Source organism: Streptomyces sp. NPDC029138 (assembly GCF_055564375.1).
This window is the reverse complement of record NZ_JBVHWM010000007.1, coordinates 102,465-126,852: the sequence shown is the minus strand read 5'-3', so window position 1 is coordinate 126,852 and position 24,388 is coordinate 102,465. Positions and strand designations below refer to the sequence as shown.

The window sequence follows — 24,388 nt, the reverse complement described above, 5'->3', positions numbered from 1 at the left end:
CTTCAGCTCCGGGGGCGTGTGCGTTTTGGCCCCGGGGCGCGCCGCCCTGGGGCTCACCGCCCTCGCTTTGCCGGGCGTCCGGACGCCCACGCGTGCCGCGTCGGCCGACGGGACCGGGCTCAGTCGACGCCGCAGGGTGCGGGGCCGGCGTCGGCCATGACCACCGCGCCCGTCGTGAGGCGGACGAACAGGTCACCGGCACTCGCATTCGGTCGGCCAGGACATCGCGGTGGCTGCCGTGGCCGCGGTCACGGCAGCCAGACGTCGGAAGTCGAGTGTGTCCGGAAGGTCGGTGGGCTGGTGATAGTGCGGGTTGCGGAAGTTCGCCGTGTCGGTCAGCATCAGCGCGGGAATCCGCCGGTTCCAGAAGGGTGCGTGATCGCTGCGGCCCAGATGCTGGGCCGGGGGAACCGCCAAGCCGATCAGCATGCCGAGCAGCCCATCGGGCCTCGGGTCGCGCAGCAGGAGACTCGGCAGGGGCACTGACGTCGCCGCGGCAGCGCGCTGCCAGGAAAGGGCGGCCGCGGCCGATGACCGCCGATGGACGACGAGTGCGAAGTCGCCCCGCCGGCCATCGGACTTGACGGCCGCGGAAACGCGGGGGAAGGCAGCCGAGAAACCGGCCGGCAGCTTCTGGCTGCCGGGCGCGTCCGTGAAATAGCCGACCGACTCCAGGCAGATCATGCCGGCCACCCGCCTGTTGCGGCTCAGTTCACGCGCGGCATGGCGAGCGCCGATCAAACCCAGTTCCTCCATGTCAAAAACGGCGAGGGTGACCGGTGGCACGACGTGCAGCCGGCTCAGGAGGCGTGCGGTCTCCAGGACCACCGCGATTCCCGAGGCGTTGTCGTCGGCCCCCGGGCTGCCGCTGACACTGTCCAGATGAGCCCCGATCAGCACCGTGGAGCAGTCGTGGGCGTCACCCAGGGAGGCGATGAGGTTCGCCCCCTGAAGCCGGCGGTGCAGCCGTGGTTTCAATGCCAGAGCCCGGTGGCCGTGCCGATCGGTCGAGCCCCACTTCCATCGCAGGTCGAACGGTTGCCGCTCGACCTGCCACCCGGCGGAGGTCAGCTGCTCGCTGACGTACGACTCCGCGCGGTCCATCGCGTGCGGAGTACGGCGCCGGCTGCGCGGCCACGCGGCGAGGAACTCGACGTCGCGACGCAGGCGAACAGGCTCCACGAGCGCCTCGAAGTCCCGGACGGTCGGGATGCCAGGCGTCATCGCTACTTCTTCCTCCGCGACAAAGGCGGCGCAACAACCGACAGAAGCTCTCCCCGCACGGTCGTAGCGTACGGGGAGAACGATCCCGCCACCTGTGCGCGCCGCCCCAAGGACAGCCACAGCCACGAAGTTGCCAGTATCGTGCCATCACCTGGCAGGATCGTTCTGTCCTCCTGCTGAAGCCCCGTGATGGAATCGATCGCGTCCGGCATGGCCATGCATGAAGGCGACCCCGCAGTCATCAGGCGGTACTTTCACCCAGGAGGCAGCAACGGGGTCAACACAGCCCGGAGCCGGCACTGCGCCGCGGCGCTGATCAGGCGACCCACGCCGAGTACCGCACCAGCATGGTGAGGCGTCCCTCGCCGACGGGCGGCCCGGCCGCGGTGCTCGCCACGATGTCGTCGACGGTCAGGTCGTCTCCCGGACCGGGTGCGCCGACGTGCGGTGACCGTCGGTAGGCGCTTCTTCCGGTGTGTGGAGTTGTTCTTCCGCCCAGATGGTCTTGCCCCGGGACCCATGGCGTGTGCCCCAACGCTGCGCCAGCTGGGAGACGATGAACAGTCCCCGGCCGCTCTCGTCGAAGGTGTTGGCCTGCCGCAGGTACGGAGAGGTGCTGCTTCCGTCGGAGACTTCGCAGGTCAGTCCTGCGCCTTGGAGGATCAGGCGCAACTGGACCGGAGGGCGGCCATGACGGATCGCGTTGGTGACCAGCTCGCTGACGATCAGCTCCGTGGTGGGTGCGGCGTCCTCAAGGCCCCACGCGGTCAGCTTCGCCCAGACGTACTTACGGGCCTGGGAGACGGCGGCAAGGTCGTCCGCGAGGTCCCAGGAGGCGACGTTGTCGCTGTCGAACGTGCGGGTGCGGGCCGCAAGCACGCCGGCGTGGGCGCAACTCCTGTCGGACAGCAGAGCATTGAGGGCGGACCTGCTGAGAGCCGTCAGACGGGACGGCGATCCGAGGCCCGCCTCGGGCAGCGCGGTCGGGCCGCCCCCGGCTGCCGGGTCGGGTGTCCAAGGCGTGTGTGCGTGCAGCAGGAGCAGACTGCGATCTGGCAGATCGACCTCGGTGGCCTCTATGGGCGAGAGCGCCTGCCCGAGGGGCGGGTTGGCGGGAATGTCGACAGTCGTGACCACGCCGTCCGGCTGGAGGACGGTCAGCGCGGGGTAGCCGGCGCTGGCGAGGGTGCAGCGGGCGGAGACGGGGTCGTAGACCGCGTACAGACAACCCACGGTGACACCGGACGTGTCCTCGCTGTGCCCACCCGGTTCGCCGTCGAGCCGCAGTCGGGTCAGAACACGCGCCAGGTGGGCGAGGAGCTCCTCCGGTTGCAGGTCCAGGTCGGCCAGCGTGCGCACCGCGGCGCGAAGTTCAGGGGCGAGGGCGGGCGCGGGACTCCCGTCTTCGGCGACGGAACCGGCAACGAGCGCGACCCGGGCGCCTGGCAGTGGTATCGCGTCGAGCCAGTGGGCTTCGGGCCGCACGGTGCCGTCGGCAGCCGCACAGCAACCGGCGAGCTCCAACGCCGCAGGCTGCGGCAGCAGACCGGAATGCGTGCTGGTCATCGAGAACGGAGGTGTGTCGCCGGAGACGTCGTCGACCGCCTGCTTCACGTCCGGGCTGATCCGTGGGCTGTCGACGCCCCGCACGGGCCGCTCTGCCGGGGTGGATACGCGATGTTGCAGGCTCAGGCGCGTACGGCACATGACGAAGCTCAGGGCGAGTGAGAGCGCGGCCGCGGCGATCACGACCGTGCGGCCTCCTTCGGACACTCCACGGATCGCGAAGCCGTAGACGGCCACGCTGGCGACCAGCGTGGCCACCCCGATCGCGAGGGTGCGCCGAAGGGGGAGCAGGCCGGCGGCCACGAGGGGCGCCAGTATCGAGTATTCGGACCAGCGGACCAAACCACCGGCGGATGCCGCCAGTTGCACCGCGGAGGTTGCACCGAGGTAGGCGACCAGCAGCGAGCACGGCTGCCAGGACAGGCGTCGTACAGTGGTCATCCTGGTCACTGTCCTTCCATGATGGGCGTTGTGCGGGTCATGCGGGTGCGTCCAGGTGGTGGGACGATCGGGTGGGACGGTGGACGGCCACCAAGGCGAGGTCGTCGTCCATGCGAGGACCCACATGACTGTTGAGGTCTTGGCTGATGTGCTGGAGGAGGCGTTGTGGGCACCTCCAGACCCAGGTGGCGGCGCGTTCAAGAACGGGATAGAAGTTCCCGCTGCTGTCACGGGCTTCGACGAGTCCGTCGGTGTAGAGCAACAACGTGTCGCCGGGAACAAACGCGAAGGCGTGCAGGGGAAAGGCATCCGTCGTGCTTCCGGCCAGCCCCAGTGGCGGAGCCGGCCGGCTTACGCGCAGGAGGCTCACTCGGCCGCGTTGCCTCAGCAGCGGCGGGGGATGCCCACAGCTGACGATCCGGACGGTGTCCTCTCCGTCGGGAAGTTCGGCCAGCAGAGCGGTGATGAAACGCTCGGCGCTGTCAGGGTCCCGCTCCGTCATCTCGGCCAGGTGCCTGCGGACGCTGCGTTCCAGGGCAGCCGCCAGCTCCGGCAGCGTCTCGTGTTCATGGGCGGCCTCGCGGAAGGCACCGAGGAGGGCGGAGGCGTCCTCGATGGCGGGCAAGCCCTTGCCGCGGACGTCGCCTATGAGGATGCGGGTCGTGCGGCCGGTGCGGGCGGCGGCGTACAAGTCGCCGCCGACCAGTGCGTGCGCGGTGGCCGCCCGGTACATGGACGCGATGTGCAGAGAACCCAGTGTGCGGGGTATGGGCCGCAGCACAACCCGTTGGGCCGCCTCGGACACCGCCCGTACCTGCGTGAGTTCTCTCAGATCGCGATCGTGCAGAGCGCGAGCGACGACGGCGCAGCCGGAGACCGCCAGCAGTGCGCCGATGTGGATGGGCAAGAGCGCCGAATGCAACAGACCGTCGTGCCGGTCGACGAGGACTACGGCCGCACTGGCGACCAGAGCCATGACGACCGTCACCCGGGTTCGTGCGAAGGCCACGGTGCAGGTGGGGGCGGCCACGAGGAGCGGTGAGAGGTGAATGGCCAGGGGGGCGAAGGATGCCGCGAGGGTGATCGCCGCGATCAGCAGGAGCGGTAGTGCCACCTGCGCCCGGGCCCGCGCGTGAGGGACTTCGCGGTCGCCGAGACCAGGCAGTGGGACACCGCGAGCAAGCAATTTCATGGGTGGTCCTGTGAGGAGGAACCTCGGATGCACGGTTCGTACGTTATGGCGGCTGCCTGCGGAGATCCCTCACGGACCCATCGCTCTTACCGCATTCTTGTCACATTCTTGCCGCATTCCGAGAAATCATTTCCGCTATACGGACTCCAATGTGCGACTTCACGGACGCCACGTCAAGATCACGATCCTGATTCATTCATTACAGAATTCGAACGTCAGGCCCTCGGAGTCGGGCTTTCCGAGGCCCCCGTCTCCTCAAGAGCTACCGCTAGCGGTAATGCCGGCTGAGTGTCCGCCCGGCATGCTGGGTACATGCTGCGTTGCGTGATCATCGATGACAGCCCCCACTTCCTCGAAGCTGCCCGCTGCCTGCTCGAGGGGCAGGGCGTCGCGGTCGTGGGCGTCGCATCCGACAGCGCGCAGGCATTGCGGCAGGTCGAGCGGCTCCGACCGGAGGTGGTGCTGGTGGATGTCGATCTAGGTGCCGAAAGCGGCTTGGAGTTGACTCGCCGATTGCGACACGAGACCGGTCCCTCCCCTCCCCCGGTTGTTTTGATGTCCAACTACGCTGAGGAGGACTACGGTGATTTGGTCGAGGAGAGCCCCGCGGTCGGGTTCCTGGCGAAATCCGCTCTGTCAGGCGACGCCATTCGGACTCTGCTCACCGATGAGGACGACAATCACCAGGGCGGCTCGGTCATCGAGCCTCGAGAAAGGTGATGACGGCCCTGACACGGCGGTGATCGTCGCCGGTCTCCGGCAGGTTCAGCTTCGTGAGGATACTGCGCACATGTTTCTCCACAGTTCCTTCGGTGACCCACAGACGACGGGCGATACCGGCATTGGAACGGCCCTCGGCCATTAGTTCCAGCACTTCGCGCTCCCGCGCACTGAGTACCGCCAGCGGATCCTCCCTGCGACGGGCGGAGACCAGCTCCTGCACCAGTGCGGGATCCACCACCGACCCGCCCCTGGCGATCCGGTGCATGGCTTCCAGGAAGTCCTGAAGGTCGCTGACACGGCTCTTGAGCAGGTAACCAACGCCGTGGCCGCTCTCCAGGAGTTCCAACGCCCGCTCGACCTCGGCATACGCCGACAGGACCAGGATTCCCATGCCGGGGAACTCCTGCCGGATGGTGTGGGCTGCGTCCAGCCCTTCGGTGCCCTGACCGGGCGGCATCCGGATATCGGTCACGACCAGGTCCGGCCTCGCCGCCCTGACCACGTCGAGCAGCTGGACGGCATCGGCCGTTTGCCCCACAACCGCGCAGCCCGCACCCTGGAGCAGGCTGGCCAGTCCCTCGCGGAACAGGACATCGTCCTCGGCCAGGACGACCCGCAGGTTCTTCGTGGCTGGTCCGTTGTCGCTCGGCTCGTCCCCGGCACGGGACGTCGAGCCTCCTGACCTCATACCTACCATTGTCCTTGGGTCTCGTCCGGTGGGCACCTGCCGGAAGCCCAGACAAGACCTGTTTCACCGGCAGGGAGGAAACGTGCGTCCGCTCGCCTTCCGTGCCCGGGGAACCGGCGCGAACGGCGGTCTCGTGTACCGCGTGGTCGTCGCCAGCGGCTTCCTCGTGCTCCTGATCAGCTCCGCCTTCATCATTCTGTTCCGCTCGAATGTCGATCTGCGCGCCTCGCAACGGCTCGCGGAGCGATCCGAAGAACTGCTGCTGGCGGCCAACCAGGTACAGCACCGCATGCTCAGTCTCCAGACGGACCTGCGCGGCTATGAACTGACCGGGCACAAGCAGTTCGTCAAGCGCTGGCAGGTTGCTCAGGCCGCCTTGCCCAGGGAGGTCGAAACGCTGACCCGCCTGGCCGACTCCGCCCAGCGGATCAGAACGGAGCAGGTCCGGCAAGCGGGTTTCGCATACATCATCAAGCAATACTCCATGCCACTGGCGAACGTCGCGAAGCACGACCGCGCGACGATACGCGTCGCGGCCCCGGACGAAGAGAGCGACCGACGCGTGGAGGCCGTCCGGGACGAGTGCCACCGCATCGTGCTCACCGAACAGAAGCTTGCGGCGGCCCGGGAGGAACGCGCCGCCGCGGTCGCCAACCAGGCGGTCATGGCAACCGTCGGTGGTCTGACCGGATCGGTCGTGCTCGTCATCGGATTCGCGGGCTACGTCACCCGAGCGGTCGTGCACCCCGTGCGACGAGCAGCCGCCATGGCCGGCCGACTCGCCGGCGGCGACATGACCGCACGCACACCGGAAACGGGGGTCGGTGAGATCGGCGTGCTGGAGCGCAGCTTCAACCGGATGGCCGACTCGCTCCAGGACAGCCATGCCGAACTGTGCACCTCACGGTGCAGGATTCTCGCAGCCGCCGACCAGGCCCGGCGACGCATCGAACGCGACCTGCATGACGGCACCCAGCAGCGGCTGGTGTCTCTGGTGCTGGAACTGCGGGCCGCCCAGAGCGCCGTACCCGTGGATCAACGGGAGCTGAAGGCCAGGATGGCCCGGGTCACCCATTCGCTGCTGGCGGCGCTGGACGAGCTGCGCGAACTCTCCCGCGGCATTCATCCGGCGATCCTTTCGCAGGGCGGGCTGCCCCCCGCGCTCCGGGCTCTGGCTCGTCGCTCACTGGTTCCGGTCGAACTCGACGTCGATGTCCCCCAGCGACCACCCGAGCCGGTCGAGGTGGCGGCCTACTACGTCGTCTCGGAGGCACTGGCCAACACCGCCAAGCACGCCCTGGCGTCCTACGTGCGCGTCTCCGCGCGTGTCGGCGACGACGTCCTGCGCCTGTCCGTTCACGACGACGGCGTCGGAGGGGCCGTGCGGGGGCAGGGCTCGGGCCTGGTGGGCCTCACCGACCGCATAGGGGCCCTGGGCGGGACCCTTACCCTCCACAGCCCCCGTGGTCAGGGAACCACACTGGAAGCGCGCCTTCCGCTGACGCGGCCATAGCCACGGAGGCCAGGACGTGCGTCCCGGACGCTCGCTTGCCCGGTCCACCAGCCCGCGGGGGCCGTCGCCGACCCCGCGCTCGACCGGTTCCGGCACCGTCAGCGTTCCTCCGCCAGCACCCGGCAGCGGTGGTCGCAGCGATGTACTGCGAGCGGGTATGCGGGGAGATGCCGGGGCGGGACGGCGCCGTCGGCTGACGCCGCTCCGCCAGGAATCAGATTGTTGAAGCGCAGAACTTTGACCACCATGGGGTGACCGGCCAGCAGGGTCAGCGAGCCCCCTGCCTCATGGATGCGGCGCGCGGCGGCTGCCAGAGGGCGCACTCCCGCGCAGTCCACGAAGGTCACCTGCCGCAGGTCTATGACAACCTCAGGGTGCGTGCCGCTGGTCGCGGCGGTAAGGATGGCGTCAGTCTGGGCGGCGGTCGCGATGTCCAGTTCACCGGCAACGTTCACCACCGTGGGGGAGGTTCCGACAAAGACGGTGCAGACGGCTTTCACTTGCGTTTCCCGTTCTCAGAGGGTTTCGAGTCAGCGGCGGATGGCGGAACCTGCCAAGGAATGTCCGGCCAGATCAGCCAACACGTCCACGCTAGGAACACAGCTACGGCGCAGTCATTGCAGCCAGCCCCCACCGGCATTGCAGCCAGCCCCCACCGCATACCTCCCGCCAGCCACCAGGCCTTGCGGGAGTCTCTGTCCGCAGGTGAGGTCGCGGAGCCAGGAGGCCCCGGTGCCGGCGGTCACGGAACCGCTCCTCGCTCAGGACGGCGTTCCGCCCGCCCACCCGTCACGCACCGGGTCCTGCTGCTCGGCGCCCGGACTTCCGGCCCCCCGGCACCCGGTCCGAGGTGCGCCGCCGTCCACCGGAAGCAGTTTCGCGACCCGCTCGCCGATCCAGTGGCCGAGTGCCTGGTAGGCGTCGAAGCGTCGGCTGTCGAACCACTGGTCGCTGGTGCCGTCGTGGGGAAACGCCTTGTTGGCCTGGGCGTATGCGAGGAGTGCGTAGGGCATGTCCGCGGTCAGCGTGGCCCGGGCGACGATCAGTCGTCCCCGCCTTCCCAGCGTTCGGCCACGTTCGTCCACCAGTGCGCGCGGGTAGACGATCTCGCCCTCGACCACCACGTCGGCCGAGAGCCGGAGGTCGAGGGCGGCCAGTGGGTTCGGCGCGGGCGGCTGGGTCGGCTGGTTCGGCTGGGTCGGCTGCGGTGTGAGGGAAGACCCGCTGCCGGGAACGAGCTTCTGCCAGTCCTCGCGCGCGATCCTGATCTCGACCCCAAGCTCCTCCCGGGCCAGGGCGATGGCCTCGCCCAGAGCGGGGGCGAAGGCCCCGGAGCCCCCGCTGGCGTCCACGCACACGGCGGTGGTGACGCCGTGCCGGAGCAGTTCGACCAGGCCGAGGTTCTCGTAGTGCCCGCCGTCCGTGACCAGCAGCATCCGGTCGTCCAACGGGTAGCGGCCGGACACTTCCCGCAGCAGGTACGGCAGGCGGCGGATGCCGGGCATCGGAGGCAGCCCCCAGTCGGCGCGCTCGTCCCAAAGGGGTCCCAGCACACCGGGGTTGGGTAGCCAGGTGCCGAGCCGGGCGTTGGAGATCGCGAACAGTGTCTGGAACGCGCGCGCCTGGCGTCCCATGGCCGAGGCGAAGGCGGCACCGGAGACGGCGACGGCCGACTCGACGGTCAGGTCCTTGCGGATGACCGGTCTGGTGCGGTTCCACAGGACGTCCGTCCGGGCGTACCCGACGTCCGGACCGCCGACGTAGTCGTAGGACAAGGTGAACGACACCGCGTGCCGCCCCGGCGGTGTGCGGTCGCCGCCGGACAGGTTGGCCGCCGCCGCGAAGACGACCTGGGGGAAGCCGGGGTGCCGCCTGCCGTAGCAGGCAAGCGGCGTCGGCTCGTCGAACTCGTAGGGGACCGCGAGCTGTTCACCGTCGGGATCGGTCTTGCGGCGGACGGCGAAAGCGGTGGCCAGCCGGGCGCGGTAGAAGGGGTGGAGACTGGTCCACGTCTGGTCGAGGCTCAGCGCGACCGCGCACAGGATGACGGGAAGGCCGATCTGGACGGCCTCAGGCCAGGTCCGCCCGACGTGGATCGCCCCGCCCAGAATGAGCAGGGAGGCCGCTGCCACCACCATGAGGACCGCCCATACCAGCAGGTATTTTCCGACAACAGGCATGGTCCGCACCAGTCGCGTACGTCTGGCGGACTCGACGGCGTGCTCGGTGGACTCGATGCGCCGCCATGAGGTGCTGACCAGCACGGTCACATAGGTGAGCAGCCCCACGACTCCGCCGCTCACCGCGGTCGCCGGGGCATGAAGCGTCCATACACGCACCGTCGCCCACTCCAGGGCGGGGAGGACGACCACCACAACGGCCAGCAGCAGGCCCGCCACCACGAACGTGAGGAAGGCCTTCTTCAGCACGCCCGACAGGGACCGTCTGGCGAGGCACAAGGACACCAGCCAGAGGAACCACAACACGGCCGCGCAGCACAGGAGGGCCAGCACGGCCCACAGCGCGGGTCCCCGGAAGCCCGGGAGCCGGGTCCGGTCCGCCAGCGGAACGAGGTGGTAGCCCCAGCTCAGGGCGAGCCCCACGACCAGCAGAGCCGCGGTGAGCAGCCCCATGGAGGCCAGCAGGCCGCGCAGAACGGCCCCGACGGCGGCCAGCCATTGGCCGGCGCCTTCCGCGACGTACTTCGAGTGCCGGCGGGTGTGGTCCTCTTCCGGCGTGCCGGGCATGAAGACGTCGCCGGTACCGCTCCTGTACCGGCCCTGCCCACGAGACCGGCCCGTCCCGGTCAGCGCCAGTTGCAGGGCACCCGTGGTGTAGCCGCCCCCGGAGACCGACACGAGGTAGCGCGCCCTGCGCAGCTGGGGGCGGAGGGCCTGCAACGCGCCCAGGGTGACGCAGGCCGACCGGATGCCGCCGCCCGAGACGCAGAAGCCGAGCCCGCCCTGTTCCCGGCCGGGCGGCACCCGGCTACCGTTCTCCCAGCGCGCCGCCCTGGAACGGGGAGGGTCACCGCGCGCCGTCCCCGGCCAGCGCCGCCGGCCCCACGTCATCACGGGCCAGGGAGCGACGACGTCGGGACCGTCGGAGCCGGAGTCGGTCGTGTCGCCTCCGTGCCCGCCTCCGCATACGCATGTCCTGTGGCGGGCGCGCTCCCTGGCGTACCTGCGCCGGGCACAGCCGTAGAACGCGGCCCGTTTGAGGACGATCGCGACCAGGACCGCGGCGACCGGCACGGTGACGACGAGCAGCAGCCACTTGACCGTCGCGAAGCCCGCCGCCCACGCGAACGCCCAGTCCGCGCCGCTCAGCGCATGGAGAAGCAGCAGTTTCTCCGTCACGGCGCACACACACGCCGCGACGACCGCGCCGATGCCGTACACGATCAGGGAGCTGTGTCTCATGCGCACCGCGATGGTGCGGCCGCTCAGCCAGAAGGCGAGCGCCGTGCTGACGGTGTACGTCCCTGTGAGGACGAAGTCGGCCGTCAGCGCCGTACGGAAGTCGGCCGTCCGGTCGCCGACGAGGGTGTGCGCCGCAGGCGCGCCGCCGGCCAGTTGCAGCCCCACGTCGTCGACGGCGGGGGCACGGTGGCGGATCCAGAGCCCCGCACCGAAGACGGCGAGGGCCACGACGGCCAGGATGCAGCTGTGCACGCGCGACAGCGGGGCGGGGCGTGCGTCTCCCCGCGAGGCAGGCAGGCTGCGCGTCCCGCCATCGGTGTCCTGTCTCACTGCGAAACCCCCGCCGCCGCCCACGGGGCGAAGGCGTTGTCCACCGACCGCAGGGACGCCCGCAGTCCCGGGAAGTGCCGTAGCAACACGCTGGTCATGCTGTTGTTCTCGATCCAGTCAAGGCCGGTCCGGGTGTACACCTGCGGCGTGTAGTCCCTGGTGAGGAACCGGTCGCTGTTGAGGCGGCGGGAGGCCATCAGGACGAAGACACGGAAGGCCGTGTCGCTGAACGCGAAGCCCCGTGGGCGGGGCTCGGCGAACATGCCCACCGAGAGGTCGACGCGCTCGATGTCCCCGTCGTAGACCCGGCGCAGTTCCTCGGCCCAGACGGGGTTGTCCGTCAGGGTGTCGAAGTCCTCGGCAGGGCGGAGGTGGAGCTGGCGCCGGAACTCGTTGTAGCGGGGCACGCCCACCTCCCGGGAGCGCAGGATGTCGACGGCCCCGAGGTCCATCAGCTTGCCGTCGGGCCGTTGGAACTCCTGGAGGAACCGGGGGTAGTTGTGCAGAGTCACCAGGCCCGGGTGCGACGTGCCGAAGGAATAGAGCAGGTCGCTCATGGCGTGCTTGCCGAGGATGTCGTACGCGTGCCACCCCGTCAGTTCCCGGAAGGTGGCCTCCTGAAGGAGCGAGTCGTCGGCGGCCGACCGGAAGCTCCAGTCGTCCGGGATGAGGGGGTGCATACGGTAGACGGCGACGAACTCCTCCGTGAGCGAGTACGGGACGCCGAAGTGGTCCGTGCGCCCGCCCACGATGCCGCTGAGCACCTCGCTCCCGCCGAGACGGCCGAGCAGCTTGTGCAGGCGCTCGCCCAGCAGGCCGTACCAGTTGGCGTGCAGGGCGGTGACCGTCGTCGGGTGGCTGAGGACGGCGGGCGTCCATTCCACGGTGTGGATCTTGGCGAGAAGCGCCGCGGTGATCAGCCGTGCCCGTTGGAAGAGCTCCTCGTCGGACCACGCCGGGTAGGCGTCCTGCAACGCCGCGCAGATCGCGTTGTGTTCGAGCAGGAAGACCCTGTGCATCATGGCCAGTCCCACCCAGAAGCCGGGAACACCCGCCGGGTCCTTGTCCGGATCGTCCGGGAACAGCGGGCCGTCGGGGACCCGGAGCCTGCCGCCTTGGCCGGTGCGCAGCGACCGCTGCTCGTCCAGGTTGTTCCCGTACAACTGGGACGCGTCCCACCAGGGCGAGTTCTCGTTGAGGAAGGTCGGCGGCAGGCCGTCGTGCCCGTCCGGGCGGGTGGGGTCCGGGATGGTTCGCGGCACGAGCATCGGTGGCGCGGGCCACGGGTCGTCGTCGGCCAGATCGATGCGCCAGGGGCGGTCCATGGCGCCCTGCCCATGACTGACCCAGTCCCTGACCATGAACTGGAGCCAGGCGGCCACCAGGGCGTTGACGGACTCCGCCGGGACGAACTCGTGCCGGGTCAGCAGGGCCCGGCTCACCGCGCGGGGGCTCGGGGAGAGAAGGCGCGGCTCGGGTTCGGGGAAGGCCTGGTCCGGCGGTACGTTGCGGCCGAAGCGCGAACGGGCCATGCCCATGCGGGGGTCGGCCAGGTCGTTGTAGGTTCCGTCGGCCGTGCGCCCCGTGAGATTCTGCACGTTCGGGGGGCCGACATCCGGCAGGTCGCACGACGGGTAGGAGCCGGTGTCGAAGAGGTTCTTGCGACGCAGGTTGTCCCGCAGGCCGACGAGGGTCAGCAGACCGAGGGGCTTGGGCAGGCGCTGCCAGCCGACCTTCCGGTCGACGGCGACCGCCAGCCGGTCGTGCATCCGCACGAACCACGGGGCCCGGCCTTGTGGTGCTGTGCTCATGAGGAAATTCCTTCCGGCGTCCGGGAGGCCCGGCGCGGCGGCTGCGGCGTCAGCGGACGTCACGCAGCCGGCATGGCCACCCCCGGGCGACGAGTGTCAGGGCGACGTTGACCGTCGAGATCGCCGTGGCCGCGGCGGCCATGCGGCGCGGGAGCAGGCCCTCGCGGCCGGCGCAGGCGGCTGCCAGGGCGTCGCTCGCGTGGATGAGCGTGCCGGTCCGCAGCTCCCGGTCGAGTTGGTCCGCGTCCGCGGGGCACAGCAGTTGGGCACCGATGTACACGGTGCGCACGCCGAACATACGAAGCACGTAGACCAGGGCGGGCTGTCCGGGGTCCGCGCCCAGACGGCGGGCCATCACCTGCGGGGTCACCAGCGCCGCTGCGCCGTTCACCAGTCGGATGACGGCCAGAGAACCGCGCGCGGCTGTCCGCACGTCCATCTCAGCGTCCCTTCCAGGCGGCCATCCAGAGGATGTTCACGCCCTGGTTCCTACGATATGGGAAGCGGTTCTGATGTGCGCGTCGGGGCCTCGGGGCGGCCACCGACCCGTCATTCCTCCTCTCCGGGCTCCTGGTGCGGCGTGCCGTTCATGGCCTGTCTGAGCCGGGCGAGCTGCTGGTAGATCGTGCGGCGGGCACGGTTCTGGTTGCCCAGCGGCCGGTGTTCGGGCACGGCGTGCCAGGGGTTGAAGGACAGCCGGTCGGCACGGGCGAACTGGTCCGCCGGATCGCACTCCTGGCGGAACAGACGCAGGGTGGCCACCGGCACGAACGGCGAGAGGCGTTCGGGCCACACCACGGACGCGTTCTCGACCGGCATCCGGTGCGCGTCTGTCTGCACCTGGACGAGGAAGTCGAAGTACACGTCGTGTTCCCGCAGTGCGGCGGCCAGGGCCTGCCGCAGGTAGTCGTCGGGCGGCTGCCAGGGCACCCGGCTGCGGGTCCCCTCGCGGGGCACGAAGGAGTACTGCATGGCCTGACCCGCCCCGAGGAGGTACGGTGCGCAGCTCCAGTAGCGGGCCTCCAGCGGGCTGGTCTGGGTCTTCGCGTACAGCCCCTGCATGATCATGTCGCAGAGGTGCGGGTGAGCGGGGTCGAGGAAGTACAGGACCGGAGTACCCGCGAAGACGTGCCGTTGGAGCCTGAGGTTCTCGACGACGTCGGGCGTGGTGAAGGTCGGCGCGCTGATGCCGGTGAAGTCCTGGGTCCACCGCTCGTCGTCGAGCAGCTTCTCGCCGGCGACGCCGAGGAGTTTGACGCCGATGCTGAGGATGCCGTTGTCCTTGATGTCGGGTGGCGCGAGGGGGCCGGGACCCGCGAAGCGGACCCAGGCGCGGTAGGTGGCGGGGGTTCGGAACACGCCGTGCCGCAGCCGCGCGGGCAGGTCGTCGCGGACGGTGAAGTCGGCGTGGACGACCCCGTAGGTCTTGGTGTTGCCGGCCCGTTGGGCCTCCCCCGGCCGGTAGCGGCGCCGGACGAAGCGGGCCATCTGCTGTGCGATGGCCTCGGCGACCGCCGCCTCGTCCGGCACGGCCCGCTCTTCGGCGAGGCCCAGGCGCTCGTCCCGGCGGCGTACGTTGATGCACCACTGCGCGGCGGCCTGGAGGGGACGCAGGAGGGTCCGGTCGAACAGCGGGCGCACATAGGGGTCGATGCGCCGCTCCAGCAGGACGCATCCCAGGACCGCGTCGTTGAGTCGCCGCCCGGCGTTCACCGCCGTCCACCCTCGGGTACGGCCGTGCAGAGGTAGCGCAGCGCCTTCAGGCCCGGGAGGAAGAAGTAGGCGCCGCCACGCACCGTGACGAACTGCGGAAGGCCGAGGTGACGGGTGCGGAACGGCCTGCCCTGCTCGGCGAATGTCGCACGGCGTTCCTGGCGCGGCGCGAGGAGCGGGTCGGGGCCGTCGTGGAGCCCGTTGAAGTGCGGGTTGTCGAGCCAGGTGTGCTGGATGAACTCGAACTGGCGGGAGATGTTGGCGTTCAGTCCGAGGAAGTGGATTCCGCGTGCGTCCGGGCCGTCCCCCGTGCCGTCGGGACCGTAGGGCCGGCCGCGGCGGAGCAGCCGGTGGCGGCGTCCGACGGCGACCGAATCGGCGGAACCGGGGCGGGGATCGAGGGAGTCCCGGGGGTTGGCCCGGCGGATGTGGGCGCCGAGCGGACAGCGCAGGCCGGCCGGATCCGTGGCGTGGTAGCCGAAGCCGTTGTCCGTCGCCAGTGCGGGGTCGTCGTACTCGGGCGCCCGGACGAGAGGAGCGCCGCCGGGCCAGCGACCCACCATGCGCGCGGCGAGCGCTTCCTGTGCGGCGGGGTCGCTGCTGCCGTCGGGGCGCCGTGTCTCCGCGTCGAGGTAGTCCCGGAAGGCCTCGACGTCCTGGCGGAGCTGCCGGACGACCAGATAGCTGCCGTTGCGTCCGAAGTCGACGCCGCCCTCGGGCGCGCGGGGCAGCACGCCGAGGGGGTCGTAGCGGGGCGGCAGCAGCGGGCGGTCCGTCAGCAGTCCGTACTCGTTGGGGTAGCCGAGGAGGAACTCCCCGGCCCTGACCACCTGCTCACCGTCCGTGTCCCCGTCGCCGGCCGCCGCCATGGCCTTGGACAGCCCCTCGATCAGGGGCTGGGAGATGCCGTCGCGGAAGCCGAAGGGCTCGCGGCCGGTCAGCTCGTCGGTGCCCAGCCGTACGGTCTCGGTGAACGCGCCGGGGGCCAGGACCTCTCGGCGCGTCTCGGCCTCCAGTTGCCGCAGTCGCTGCCCGTCGCGCGCGTAGAGCAGCACCAGGACGTGCACGGGCGGGCCGGCGGGGCCGCCCCACCGCCAGTGCCGGGGGGCGTTCTCCCCGACGTCCCCGAGGAAGCGGCTGCGGTCGGGGTCGGTCATGCCTACGACGAACTCGTAGGGGAATCCGTCCAGTTCGGGTGTCTCCAGTCCCAGGCGCCGCAGGCCGTCCGAGGTGAGGGCCACGTTGACCGCGGTGTCCGAGGGTTCGGAGAGGCCGTTCGTCACGCGGGGCGCCAGCCGCCCCAGCGCGGCACGGGCGGTCGCCGCCGGCCCGGCGGTGGCGAGCACCAGGAAGCAGGCCGACGTCAGGGTGCGGTAGCCGCGGGTGACCAGGCCCTGGATGTCGTCGAGTTCCAGCGGCGTCGTCATGGTGTCACCCTTCCTTCGGAACCCTTCAGAACAGGGCGAGCCAGGCCTCCGTCTCGGCAGGACCGAGGCGCCCGAAGAGGCCTGCCCGGATGCGGGCGTTGATGTCGAGGTCGTGCGTGGTCGAGCTGTCGTACGCGGAGTACCAGACCTCTGTCGGCACCTGGTGGCATCGCAGGTAGTTCTTGAAGGCCTGCTCGTCCCTCGCACCGTCCAGCACGAGCCACCGCACCCGCGGATAGCCGCGGCCGTTGCCGAAGACGGCGTTGAGCCCCCAGGCCACCTTGTCGATGAAGTCGTCCATGTAGCTTTCCAGGCTGCCGTCGTAGTTGCTGGCGAAGATCACCCGCCGTTTCCCGTCGAGGAACAGCCAGCGGGCGAAGTGGATCGTCTTGACCCCGGCGAGGTTCCCCCGGTCGAAGACGTGGCGGACGCCGTAGTCCACGACGAACAGGACGGCGGTGAGCGTGATCCGCCGGAACGGCCCGGCCTTGACGGAACCGACGGCGGTGAACGGGTTCTGCGCCACGAAATCCTCGCAGCCGGCGAGTTCGTGTATGCGGTCGTGGCTCGGACGGGCATCGTCGGGGACATCGCGGCGTTCGTGCAGCCTGAGCAGGACGGCCCAGACGGGCAGAGCGCCCGCGAGCAGCGGCAGCAGCACCAGGCCGGCCAGCGGAACCCCGACCAGGTGGGCGGCCCGGCGGATCCGCCACCCGAGCGGGGACGTCGGGGGCCCGGTACGGGCCCAGGCGAGGTCCTCGCGGCCGCCGACGTATTCCTGGACGGCGGCTCTGATCTCCACAGGGGTCCGGCCGGCCAGAGCCGGTCCGTTCCGGTCGAGGAATTCCTCGATCACCTCCCGCAGCAGGGCCTCCTGCTCGATCTGCCGCCGCCCCCTGCCGACGGTGTTGACGTAGAAGGCGGCGCAGGGCACCGCATGGGAACGCAGCCAGTCCCTCCGCATCGCATCCGGGGAGCCGTCCGCCGGATATCCGGCGCAGTGCCCGAACACTCGGTCCAGGCCGTCGCCCGCCTTGCGGACGAGATCGGTGAGGTGCGCTTCCACGGGCCCGTCCACCTCGCTCATGTACACGACGCTGGGCGGCATGCCCGCTGCGGCGCCGCCGGGTCCCTCGGGAACGAGCACGACGCGTGCGAAGTGAATGCCCGGTATCTCGGCAAAGGGGAACAACTCACCGGCCGTGCTCTTCCGGCCGGCCTCGTGCAGCACTTCCCGCACCTCGGCGACCCGATCCGGCGGCAGGGCGGCCTGGACGGTGACCGCCGTCTGATACGGCATCTTCAAGCACCTCCGCCTCCGCTCAGGAATTCAGCTCCGCGCATCCCGGAACGTCAGGCTGAAATCCAGGACTTTGCGCCGCCCCCAGTAGACGTTGCCGAGGTACACCCCCTGCCCGACGCTGCGGATCTCGTCCCGGATCCAGTGGGCCACGAGCGAGGTGTGCGAGTAGTCGAGGACGATGCACGCGCCCCCGTCCGCCCAGCTCGACTCCCGGTAGACCCGCGCCCGCACCGCCCGGATACCGAACGGCGTGACGAGATTACGCAGTCCACGGCCGTCGGGGTCGAAGACCTTGCCCTGCCACATGAGACGGCGCGCCAGCACGGCCGCCACGGCTTTCGTCTTCGGGCCGAGTCCCAGGAGCACCGTCCCCAGGCCCTTTCCCCGGGGAATCTCCCCGGGCGGGGAGTGACGGAACAACCGGTCGAGCTCGGGCCGCGACATGCCCAGCAACTGGTCGGCGCCGATGTCGGTGGCGTGGCTCATCGTGCACCTCCATGAGCCCACTGCCGCGGGCACGCGTCTCCGTGCACCGTCTGAGGCCATCCTATTTCCGTCCGCCCGCCCCCGGCATCCCGGCAGCCCCGCGATTCGACAGCCGCGGGGGGGCACGCGCACGATGGGTATGAGGGGCAAGGCCCGCCAAGGATGGCTGAATCGTGAACTATCCACGGGTCATCAGGTGCTCAGCGCCCACTGTCCGCCGACGTCGGCTTCCCCGCGAGGCCGGCCACGGGGACTGGGCGGCGAGGAGTTGACCTGGTTCGGCAGACAGGGCGAGTCCGCGCGGGCCGAATTCCTGGGCGACATCGCCGGCTTCGTCGCTTCATGGCTCTCTGCCACCGGGGCCGGGCCGTCCTGGCGGCGGACATCACGACGCACCTTCGGCGGGAGAAGCCCGATGCTCCAGGAGGCGCTGGCGACGTATCGCCGTGCCGCGGTACGTGCGCTGCTCCAACGCACTTCCCCTACACCGTCGCTGACCAGGTGATGGAAGGGCTAGGCGGGCGTCGTCCTGTCGCTGGGCGAGGTCGGGCGCGTCGGGGTCGGTGCCGGCCAGGGCGCGCAGGCGGGCGACGCAGGCGCTGATCGGTTGTCCCGGTCGGGGAACACCTCGCGGGCGGCAGGGTGGAGGAAGAGGCAGCGCGCGAGGTTGCGCTGCCCGGCCTGCCGGCGATGCCCACGGCGGGCTGGGGTGCGTACCGTGCGGCGCGGACGGCGCGGCGGGCTGGGGTGCGTACCATGCGGCGCGGACGGCCGGCTCGCGCAGGTGCTGGTGCTCGACGTCGACGAGCCGCGGGGCACCCGCGAGGAAGTCGACGAGCCGCGGGGCACCCGCGAGGAAGTCAACGAGCCGCGGGGCACCCGCGAGGAAGTCAACGAGTCGCGGGGCACGCGCGAGGGCGTCGACCGCGGCCGGTCTGGGCCGGGGTTCCTTGTCCCGTTCCAGGGGGGTGCAGTAGTCGATGCCGGCCCCGGCGAGGGTGGCCAGTTCCTCGCGGCCAGACCGGGGGTACGGCGGACGCCGGGGCCGGGGGTGAGGCCGGCCTGTCCGGGGACTGGTCCGGGTGCTGCGGGCACGCGGGAAGCGCCCCGGTTCCTCGCCGCCGCGCCGGCTCATCCAGCGTGGCGTCGTCGTGATCCCCGAGTCGGTCGGGCCGACCGGATGCGGAGAACATCGCGGTGATCGACTGCCGGCTCACCGACGACCGGAGAGCCGCATCGCCGCCCTGGACACCGGCAACTCCGTGTTCTTCGGCCACCGCGACCCGGCCATGGTCAGCCGGCTCGGCAACGTCCGCCTCCCCGACTGATCCACCGGGCGACGACCACGGCCCTCGGCCGGTTCCCGGCACGGTCCGCTCACGGAGCCACCGTCATGCGTGGAGCTAAGCCGCCTCGGGTCGTGTCGTAGGCATGCCCGGGGCGGACTCCTGTGCGTCGTCGAGCGGCCAGGTCTCGTCCTCCCCGAAGTCAGGGGCCTGGAAGGGGTTCGTCGCAGGAGGCGGCGATGCCGCGGCGGAGCGGCGGGGTTGCCCTTCCAGGGCGGAGAACAGCGACGTCAGATCGATGGGAGGACTCTCTTTCGTTACAGGTCCCGGAACGGGTCCTGGTGTGCCGTGACCGGGCACAGCGGTCCTACAGCTTGGTCATCTTGGCGTACGGGCTCAAGATCCGCAATTGCGCCGAGCCGAAATCCACGAGTGCCGCGATGCCGTCCTCGACGCCGACTACTCGGCCGAGGCCGTACGCGTCGTGTGTGACCTGGTCCCCTACGGCGAAGTGCTTGGGAGCCCGGGTGACCGGGGCCTTGAAGGGGCTGGTAGGCAGGTGACGCTTCGGTGCAGCAGGCTTGGTCATGGCTCAGTATGAGCCCACGGGGCCCCCGTTCGCTGTGGCCGTCGGCACAGATCAGGACGGGAGCAACAGCGTCACGCCTGTGACCTGCGGTTTCGCGAGAAGGTGCGACGAAAATCGGCCACAGGTCTCCTTCACTGACCGAGGCTGACCCAGCGGATCGACGGCGCCGTACAGGCGTTACGCACCACTCGTCCCGGCGAGCAACGACTCGGTTTCCTCCCACAGTTCCCGCTGGACGTCCTCGCCACGGCCGGGCTCGGGGCACGGCAGGGGCTCGGCGTCGCGGACGGAGAAGTAGCCACCGGTGGTGTGCGCGAACGCCGGGTCGGTCGCCAGCCGGACGATGATCCGCGCGCCCCTGCGCGGGTCGCCGACCTTGAGGACGTCCAGGACGCGTCGCAGCGCGGCGGAGCCGGGCAGGTCGCGGCCGAGGCCGGTGGCGTTGAAGCCCGGGTCGCAGCAGTTCACCGTGACCTTCGTGGCGTCCAGGCGCCGGGCCAGTTCCTGGGTCCACATGATGGTCATCAGCTTGGTCCGGCCGTAGCGGGCCATCGAGGCGCGCCGCGTGTAGGGGGCGGTGTGCCGCAGGTCCGTGGCCGGTGCGATGCTCCCGGCCCGCCGGGAGGCCTCGGAGGCGACGTTCACGATCCGCGCCGGTCCGGACGCCAGGAGCGTGTCCGTCAGCGCCTGGGTCAGCACGAACGGGCCGAGGTAGTTGACGGCGGTCATCTCCGCCAGCCCCTCGGGCGTGACGCGCTGGGCGAACGCGTGCAGGCCCGCGTTGTTCACCAGCACGTCCAGCCGCGCATACCGCGCGGCGATCTCCCGGCCCGCCCGCCGGGCCTGCGAGACGACCCCGAGGTCCGCGAGGAAGACGTCGGCCCGCGCACCCCCGGCCGTCTCCGCCAGCTCGGCCAGGAGGGCCTCGGCCCTGCCCGGGGAGCGCGCCACGATGCCGAGGTCGTAGCCCCGGCGGGCGAGATCCAGGGCGGCGATCCGGCCCAGCCCGGAGGTCGCACCGGTGATCACAGCAACGGGTCGGGGCACCGCTTCCTCCATTGGTGAGGTACCTCATCAATTCCGTGTGGGACGATACCCGACGTCATGAGCAAGCACGAGACAGCGCCGCCCACCAGCCCCGACCCCGCGGACGTGGGCCTGCGGTTCCTGGCCGTCGCCCACCAGGTCCGGGGGGCGGTCGATCAGCACATGGCCGCGGCCGGCCTGTCCCTGGCCCGTACCAAACTGCTCCGGCTCCTCGCCCAGCGCGGCGCTCTCCATCAGGCCGAACTCGCCGAGGCGCTCGGCCAGGCGCCCCGCTCCGTCACCCAGGCCGTCGAAGCCCTCGAACGCCTGAGGCTGGTCACCCGCACCTCCGACCCCGGGGACCGCCGGCGCAAGACCGTCACGCTGACCGACCAGGGCCACGCGGCCCTCGCCGCCGGCGAGCAGGCGGGCATCCGGATACTCCAGCGCATCTTCGGCGCCCTCGACGCCCCTCAGCTCACCCGCCTGGAACAACTCCTGACGGACGCCGACGAAGCCACCCGGCGCAGCCGCACGCGCTGATCCCTCGGCCCGGCACACGGCGACCGTAGGATCCCTGAGGGAATCCGGCCGGCGCCTCAACCACCCCGCCGTCAGACGTCGTCGGCCCGTGCGATGTCGCGAGCCGTGCGGGCGGCCTTCTCCTCCGTGTCCGTGAGGGCGCCGCCGCCCGCTCCGAACAGCCCCTGGCGATGGAACACGGCGAGGCCGTGCGCGGCACCGGCCACGCGGAGCAGCAGGTCGAACGCGCCGTCCGCGTCCGGGGCCACCTGCCGGGCCACCGGCAGCAGAAGGCCGGCCACCTCCTCGCCGGACGCGGCCAGTTCGGCGAACCGGGACTTGTCGAGGCCCGCGTTGAACGTGACGTCGAACAGGGCCGGTTCCTCGGCGGCGAAACGGACGTAGGCGGACGCGAACGACGCGAGCCGCTCCACGGGGTCCTCGCTGCCGCCCAGGGCCACGGCGAGACGGTCGCGCAGCTCGCGATACCCCTGCGCGGCGAGTTCCGCCAGCAGCGTCTCCCGGTCGGCGAAGTGCTTGTACGGTGCCGCGACGCTCACCCCGGCCCGGCGGCTGGCCTCGGCCAGGGTGAAGCCGTGCGGGCCTCGTTCGCCGACCAGTTCGAGGGCCGCTCGCAGCAGGGCGTTGCGCAGATCCCCGTGGTGGTGGCCGACGGGACGCCGCTTGACGGGAGGGTTCACGGCAGTAAGGTTAACACCACTCACCAGGTGAAAGGTATTAACCATGCCCACTGCCACGGCCGCCGCCCGGTTCCACCACATCAGCCTCTCGGTCGCCGACCTCTCCGCCCAGGAAGCCTGGTACGGCGATGCCTTCGGACTCACTCACGTGGACGAGCGCCTGGACATGCCGGAGGCGGGCGTCCGTACCGTCGTCCTGAGTGACGCGGCCGGCCTGCGCGTGGAATTCGTCGAACGGCGCGGTTCGAGCCCCCTCTCGCCCGCCGACCCGTTCGCCGCCACCGCCGTACAGACCTTCACCCACCTCGCTCTGCACGTCCCCGACCTCGACGCCGCGTTCGCCCGTCTGACCGGTGAGTGCGGCGCCGCCCCGGTGTCCTCACCGGCCCCCGGCGTCACCGCGGGCATGCGGTACGCGTACGTCGCCGATCCGGAAGGCAACCTCCTGGAACTGATCGAGACGTCACAGGCCTGAGGGCACGACGCCGCCGCCCGCTTCCCCGCGATCACGCGGGCGACGACGGCGGCGGGGCAGGTGCGTCCCCGTCGAGGGCCGCAGCGCGGAGGGCGGCTGCCACGCGGGTGACCGGCTCGGCCGGCGGACGGGGCAGCCGGGCCAGGAGCACGCGCCGCTGTTCCTGGGGCCCGCCACGGACCGGGAGGACGCGGACACCCGGTGGCGCGGCGGCGGCGAGGGCGGGCGGCACGGTGGTCAGCCCACAGCCGACGGCGACCAGGTGGAGCTTGGCGAGCCAGTCGCGCGCGGTGTGGGCGATCTCGGGCCGCTCGTCCAGGCCCGGCCACACCCCCATCAGTTGGTCCTCGCCCGAGGAGGACCCCGCGATCCAGCGTTGCCCCCGCAGATCGGCCACGTCGACGAAGTCGCCACGGGCCAGCGGGTGGGTGGCGGGCACCGCGAGGCAAAGCGCCCGTTCGGTGAGGGTTCGCAGGACGAGCGGGGGCGACTCGGCGTCCGGCGGCCGGAACGGCGGCGCGGACGCGAGCAGCGCCAGGTCGAGACTGCCGGCCCGCAGGGCGCGTACCAGCGCCGGGGTGCTGCCCTCCCGGCCGACGACCCGGAGGCCGGGGTCGGTGCGGCGCAGCGCGGTCAGGGCGCGGGGCAGCAGGACGGCACCGGCGCTCGGGAACCAGCCCAGGCGGACCGTCCCGGACTGCCCGGGCAGGCCCGACAGCTCCCTGGCGGTCGCGTCGATCTCGTCCAGTACGACCGTCGCCCGGCGCATGACGACACGGCCGGCGGCGGTGAGCCGTACGCCGTCCCGCCGCCGCTCCAGCAGCTCGGCGCCCGCGACCCGTTCGAGCGAGGCGATCTGCCGGGACACCGCCGACTGGGTGTAGCCCAGCGACGCGGCGGCCGCGGTGAAGGTTCCCTGTTCGGCGACGGCGCGGAAGACGCGCAGCGCGGTGAGTGACACATCCGTGAAGTCCATGACGTTTCCGCATGCCAGCTGTGCCTGACTTTCGTTGGACTCATGGATACGGCGTTCCTAGCGTGGTGTCCATGAACGCTTCACGCATCGCCCTCGTCACGGGCGCCAACCAGGGACTGGGCCGCGCTCTCGTCGAGGGGCTGGCGGCCCGTATGAGCCCGGCCGACCTGGTCCTGCTCACCGGCCGCGACCACCGGCGCGTGGCGGACGCCGCCCGGGAGGCCGGCCGGCTGCCCGGTACCCGCGCCCGGGTCGAGGGCCGGGTCCTGGACGTCACCGACACCGACGCCGTCGCCCGCCTCGCCGAGGATCTGCGCGCGCGGCACGGAGGCGTCGACGTCGTCCTGTCCAACGCGGTCGCCCGCGTGCTGCCCGAGGAGTCACAGGCCGAGCGGGCCGACGAGTTCATCGACGTCTCCAACACCGCCACGCACGCCGTCCTGCGCTCCTTCGGCCCCGTCCTGCGCCCGGGCGGCCGGCTGCTCGTCGTGGCCAGCAGCCTGGGCACCCTCGGCCACCTCGACCCCCGGCTGCACCACCTGTTCGACGGCGCGAGCCTCGACCGGGTCGAGTACGCCGTCGAGTCGTGGCGCGGCGCCATCCACAACGAGACCGCGCAAGAGGCGGGATGGCCGCTGTGGCTGAACGTCCCCTCGAAGGTGGCTCAGGTCGCCGCCGTCCGCGCGGTCGCCGCCGAACGCCGGGAACGGGACCTCGCCACCGGGACGCTGATCGCGGCCGTGTGCCCCGGCATGGTCGACACCGCGACCTCCCGCCCCTGGTTCAGCGACTACGGCCACGCCCAGTCACCGGCCCAGGCCGCCGAAGCCGTACTCGACCTGGTCCTCGCCGAGCACGTCGACCCCGCCCTGTACGGCGAGTTGGTCCGCTTCGGCAAGGCCCTGCCCTGGTACGGCGGCACGCCCCCGGTGGAACAGGACCGGCTGCTCACGCCCTGAGGTGCTGCTGTGCGG

At 71.0% G+C, this 24,388-nt stretch carries 22 protein-coding genes; 6 read left to right on the top strand and 16 right to left on the bottom strand.

What is annotated here, in order from left to right:
* Positions 1-192: 192 nt before the first annotated feature.
* From ACZ4WH_RS10035 to ACZ4WH_RS10025, 3 genes are all read right to left on the bottom strand, one after another.
* Positions 193-1,224 (bottom strand): M28 family peptidase, encoded by a 1,032-nt coding sequence (locus ACZ4WH_RS10035; protein WP_468178547.1) that lies wholly within the window; start codon positions 1,222-1,224, stop codon positions 193-195.
* A gap of 411 nt (positions 1,225-1,635) precedes the next feature.
* The gene (locus tag ACZ4WH_RS10030; RefSeq protein ID WP_468178545.1) at positions 1,636-3,231 is read right to left on the bottom strand and encodes a SpoIIE family protein phosphatase; all 1,596 of its coding nucleotides are present in this window, start codon (positions 3,229-3,231) and stop codon (positions 1,636-1,638) included.
* A 37-nt stretch (positions 3,232-3,268) separates the two neighbouring features.
* Positions 3,269-4,345 (bottom strand): PP2C family protein-serine/threonine phosphatase, encoded by a 1,077-nt coding sequence (locus ACZ4WH_RS10025; protein ID WP_468178543.1) that lies wholly within the window; start codon positions 4,343-4,345, stop codon positions 3,269-3,271.
* A gap of 402 nt (positions 4,346-4,747) precedes the next feature.
* Here ACZ4WH_RS10025 and ACZ4WH_RS10020 point away from each other — a divergent pair, with 402 nt between their 5' ends.
* Complete coding sequence (locus tag ACZ4WH_RS10020; RefSeq protein ID WP_468178541.1) at positions 4,748-5,143, top strand: response regulator; 396 nt, start codon at positions 4,748-4,750, stop codon at positions 5,141-5,143.
* On the opposite strand, the gene ACZ4WH_RS10015 is transcribed toward ACZ4WH_RS10020, so the two are convergent.
* Complete coding sequence (locus ACZ4WH_RS10015) at positions 5,121-5,834, bottom strand: response regulator (protein WP_468178539.1); 714 nt, start codon at positions 5,832-5,834, stop codon at positions 5,121-5,123. The genes ACZ4WH_RS10020 and ACZ4WH_RS10015 overlap by 23 nt on opposite strands.
* Positions 5,835-5,916: 82 nt before the next feature.
* Between ACZ4WH_RS10015 and ACZ4WH_RS10010 the strand changes: the two genes are divergently transcribed.
* Positions 5,917-7,347: a sensor histidine kinase gene (locus tag ACZ4WH_RS10010; RefSeq protein WP_468178537.1), complete on the top strand. Its 1,431-nt coding sequence runs from the start codon at positions 5,917-5,919 to the stop codon at positions 7,345-7,347.
* 98 nt (positions 7,348-7,445) lie between these two features.
* Here ACZ4WH_RS10010 and ACZ4WH_RS10005 read toward each other — a convergent pair whose 3' ends face one another.
* The 8 genes from ACZ4WH_RS10005 to ACZ4WH_RS09970 all read right to left on the bottom strand — a co-directional run bounded on the left by ACZ4WH_RS10005 (position 7,446) and on the right by ACZ4WH_RS09970 (position 17,839).
* Positions 7,446-7,847 carry an STAS domain-containing protein gene (locus tag ACZ4WH_RS10005; protein WP_468178535.1) on the bottom strand — a complete coding sequence of 134 codons (402 nt, stop codon included), beginning with the start codon at positions 7,845-7,847 and terminating at the stop codon, positions 7,446-7,448.
* A gap of 261 nt (positions 7,848-8,108) precedes the next feature.
* Positions 8,109-11,021: a hypothetical protein gene (locus tag ACZ4WH_RS10000; protein WP_468178533.1), complete on the bottom strand. Its 2,913-nt coding sequence runs from the start codon at positions 11,019-11,021 to the stop codon at positions 8,109-8,111.
* 74 nt (positions 11,022-11,095) lie between these two features.
* Positions 11,096-12,910 (bottom strand): peroxidase family protein, encoded by a 1,815-nt coding sequence (locus tag ACZ4WH_RS09995; RefSeq protein ID WP_468178530.1) that lies wholly within the window; start codon positions 12,908-12,910, stop codon positions 11,096-11,098.
* 49 nt (positions 12,911-12,959) lie between these two features.
* Positions 12,960-13,349, bottom strand: coding sequence for a hypothetical protein (locus ACZ4WH_RS09990; RefSeq protein WP_468178528.1), 390 nt, complete (start codon positions 13,347-13,349; stop codon positions 12,960-12,962).
* A gap of 110 nt (positions 13,350-13,459) precedes the next feature.
* Positions 13,460-14,623: a catalase family protein gene (locus ACZ4WH_RS09985; protein WP_468178526.1), complete on the bottom strand. Its 1,164-nt coding sequence runs from the start codon at positions 14,621-14,623 to the stop codon at positions 13,460-13,462.
* On the bottom strand, positions 14,620-16,050 hold the full coding sequence (locus ACZ4WH_RS09980) for a Dyp-type peroxidase (protein ID WP_468178524.1): 1,431 nt from the start codon (positions 16,048-16,050) through the stop codon (positions 14,620-14,622). Before ACZ4WH_RS09980 ends, ACZ4WH_RS09985 begins: the two co-directional genes overlap by 4 nt.
* Before the next feature lie 25 nt (positions 16,051-16,075).
* Entirely contained in the window at positions 16,076-17,350 is a 1,275-nt protein-coding gene (locus tag ACZ4WH_RS09975; RefSeq protein WP_468178522.1) for a hypothetical protein, read from the bottom strand.
* 30 nt (positions 17,351-17,380) lie between these two features.
* Positions 17,381-17,839, bottom strand: a complete 459-nt coding sequence (locus tag ACZ4WH_RS09970) for a hypothetical protein (RefSeq protein ID WP_468178521.1) — start codon at positions 17,837-17,839, stop codon at positions 17,381-17,383.
* A 1,082-nt stretch (positions 17,840-18,921) separates the two neighbouring features.
* On the opposite strand from ACZ4WH_RS09970, the gene ACZ4WH_RS09965 reads away from it, so the two are divergent.
* Positions 18,922-19,167, top strand: coding sequence for a hypothetical protein (locus ACZ4WH_RS09965; protein ID WP_468178519.1), 246 nt, complete (start codon positions 18,922-18,924; stop codon positions 19,165-19,167).
* A 325-nt stretch (positions 19,168-19,492) separates the two neighbouring features.
* Here the strand turns inward: ACZ4WH_RS09965 and ACZ4WH_RS09960 are convergent, their stop codons facing one another.
* Both ACZ4WH_RS09960 and ACZ4WH_RS09955 read right to left on the bottom strand, forming a co-directional pair.
* A complete protein-coding gene (locus ACZ4WH_RS09960; RefSeq protein ID WP_468178517.1) occupies positions 19,493-19,714 on the bottom strand; it encodes a hypothetical protein in 222 nt (73 codons plus the stop codon).
* 177 nt (positions 19,715-19,891) lie between these two features.
* A complete protein-coding gene (locus ACZ4WH_RS09955; protein ID WP_468178515.1) occupies positions 19,892-20,761 on the bottom strand; it encodes an SDR family NAD(P)-dependent oxidoreductase in 870 nt (289 codons plus the stop codon).
* 57 nt (positions 20,762-20,818) lie between these two features.
* Here ACZ4WH_RS09955 and ACZ4WH_RS09950 point away from each other — a divergent pair, with 57 nt between their 5' ends.
* Complete coding sequence (locus ACZ4WH_RS09950) at positions 20,819-21,283, top strand: MarR family winged helix-turn-helix transcriptional regulator (protein WP_468178513.1); 465 nt, start codon at positions 20,819-20,821, stop codon at positions 21,281-21,283.
* A 71-nt stretch (positions 21,284-21,354) separates the two neighbouring features.
* Here the strand turns inward: ACZ4WH_RS09950 and ACZ4WH_RS09945 are convergent, their stop codons facing one another.
* Positions 21,355-21,963 (bottom strand): TetR/AcrR family transcriptional regulator, encoded by a 609-nt coding sequence (locus ACZ4WH_RS09945; protein WP_468178511.1) that lies wholly within the window; start codon positions 21,961-21,963, stop codon positions 21,355-21,357.
* A 43-nt stretch (positions 21,964-22,006) separates the two neighbouring features.
* Between ACZ4WH_RS09945 and ACZ4WH_RS09940 the strand changes: the two genes are divergently transcribed.
* Positions 22,007-22,438 (top strand): VOC family protein, encoded by a 432-nt coding sequence (locus ACZ4WH_RS09940; RefSeq protein WP_468178509.1) that lies wholly within the window; start codon positions 22,007-22,009, stop codon positions 22,436-22,438.
* A 31-nt stretch (positions 22,439-22,469) separates the two neighbouring features.
* Here the strand turns inward: ACZ4WH_RS09940 and ACZ4WH_RS09935 are convergent, their stop codons facing one another.
* The gene (locus ACZ4WH_RS09935) at positions 22,470-23,414 is read right to left on the bottom strand and encodes a LysR family transcriptional regulator (protein WP_468178507.1); all 945 of its coding nucleotides are present in this window, start codon (positions 23,412-23,414) and stop codon (positions 22,470-22,472) included.
* Between the two features lie 71 nt (positions 23,415-23,485).
* Between ACZ4WH_RS09935 and ACZ4WH_RS09930 the strand changes: the two genes are divergently transcribed.
* Positions 23,486-24,373, top strand: coding sequence for an SDR family NAD(P)-dependent oxidoreductase (locus tag ACZ4WH_RS09930; protein ID WP_468178504.1), 888 nt, complete (start codon positions 23,486-23,488; stop codon positions 24,371-24,373).
* Positions 24,374-24,388: the final 15 nt, after the last annotated feature.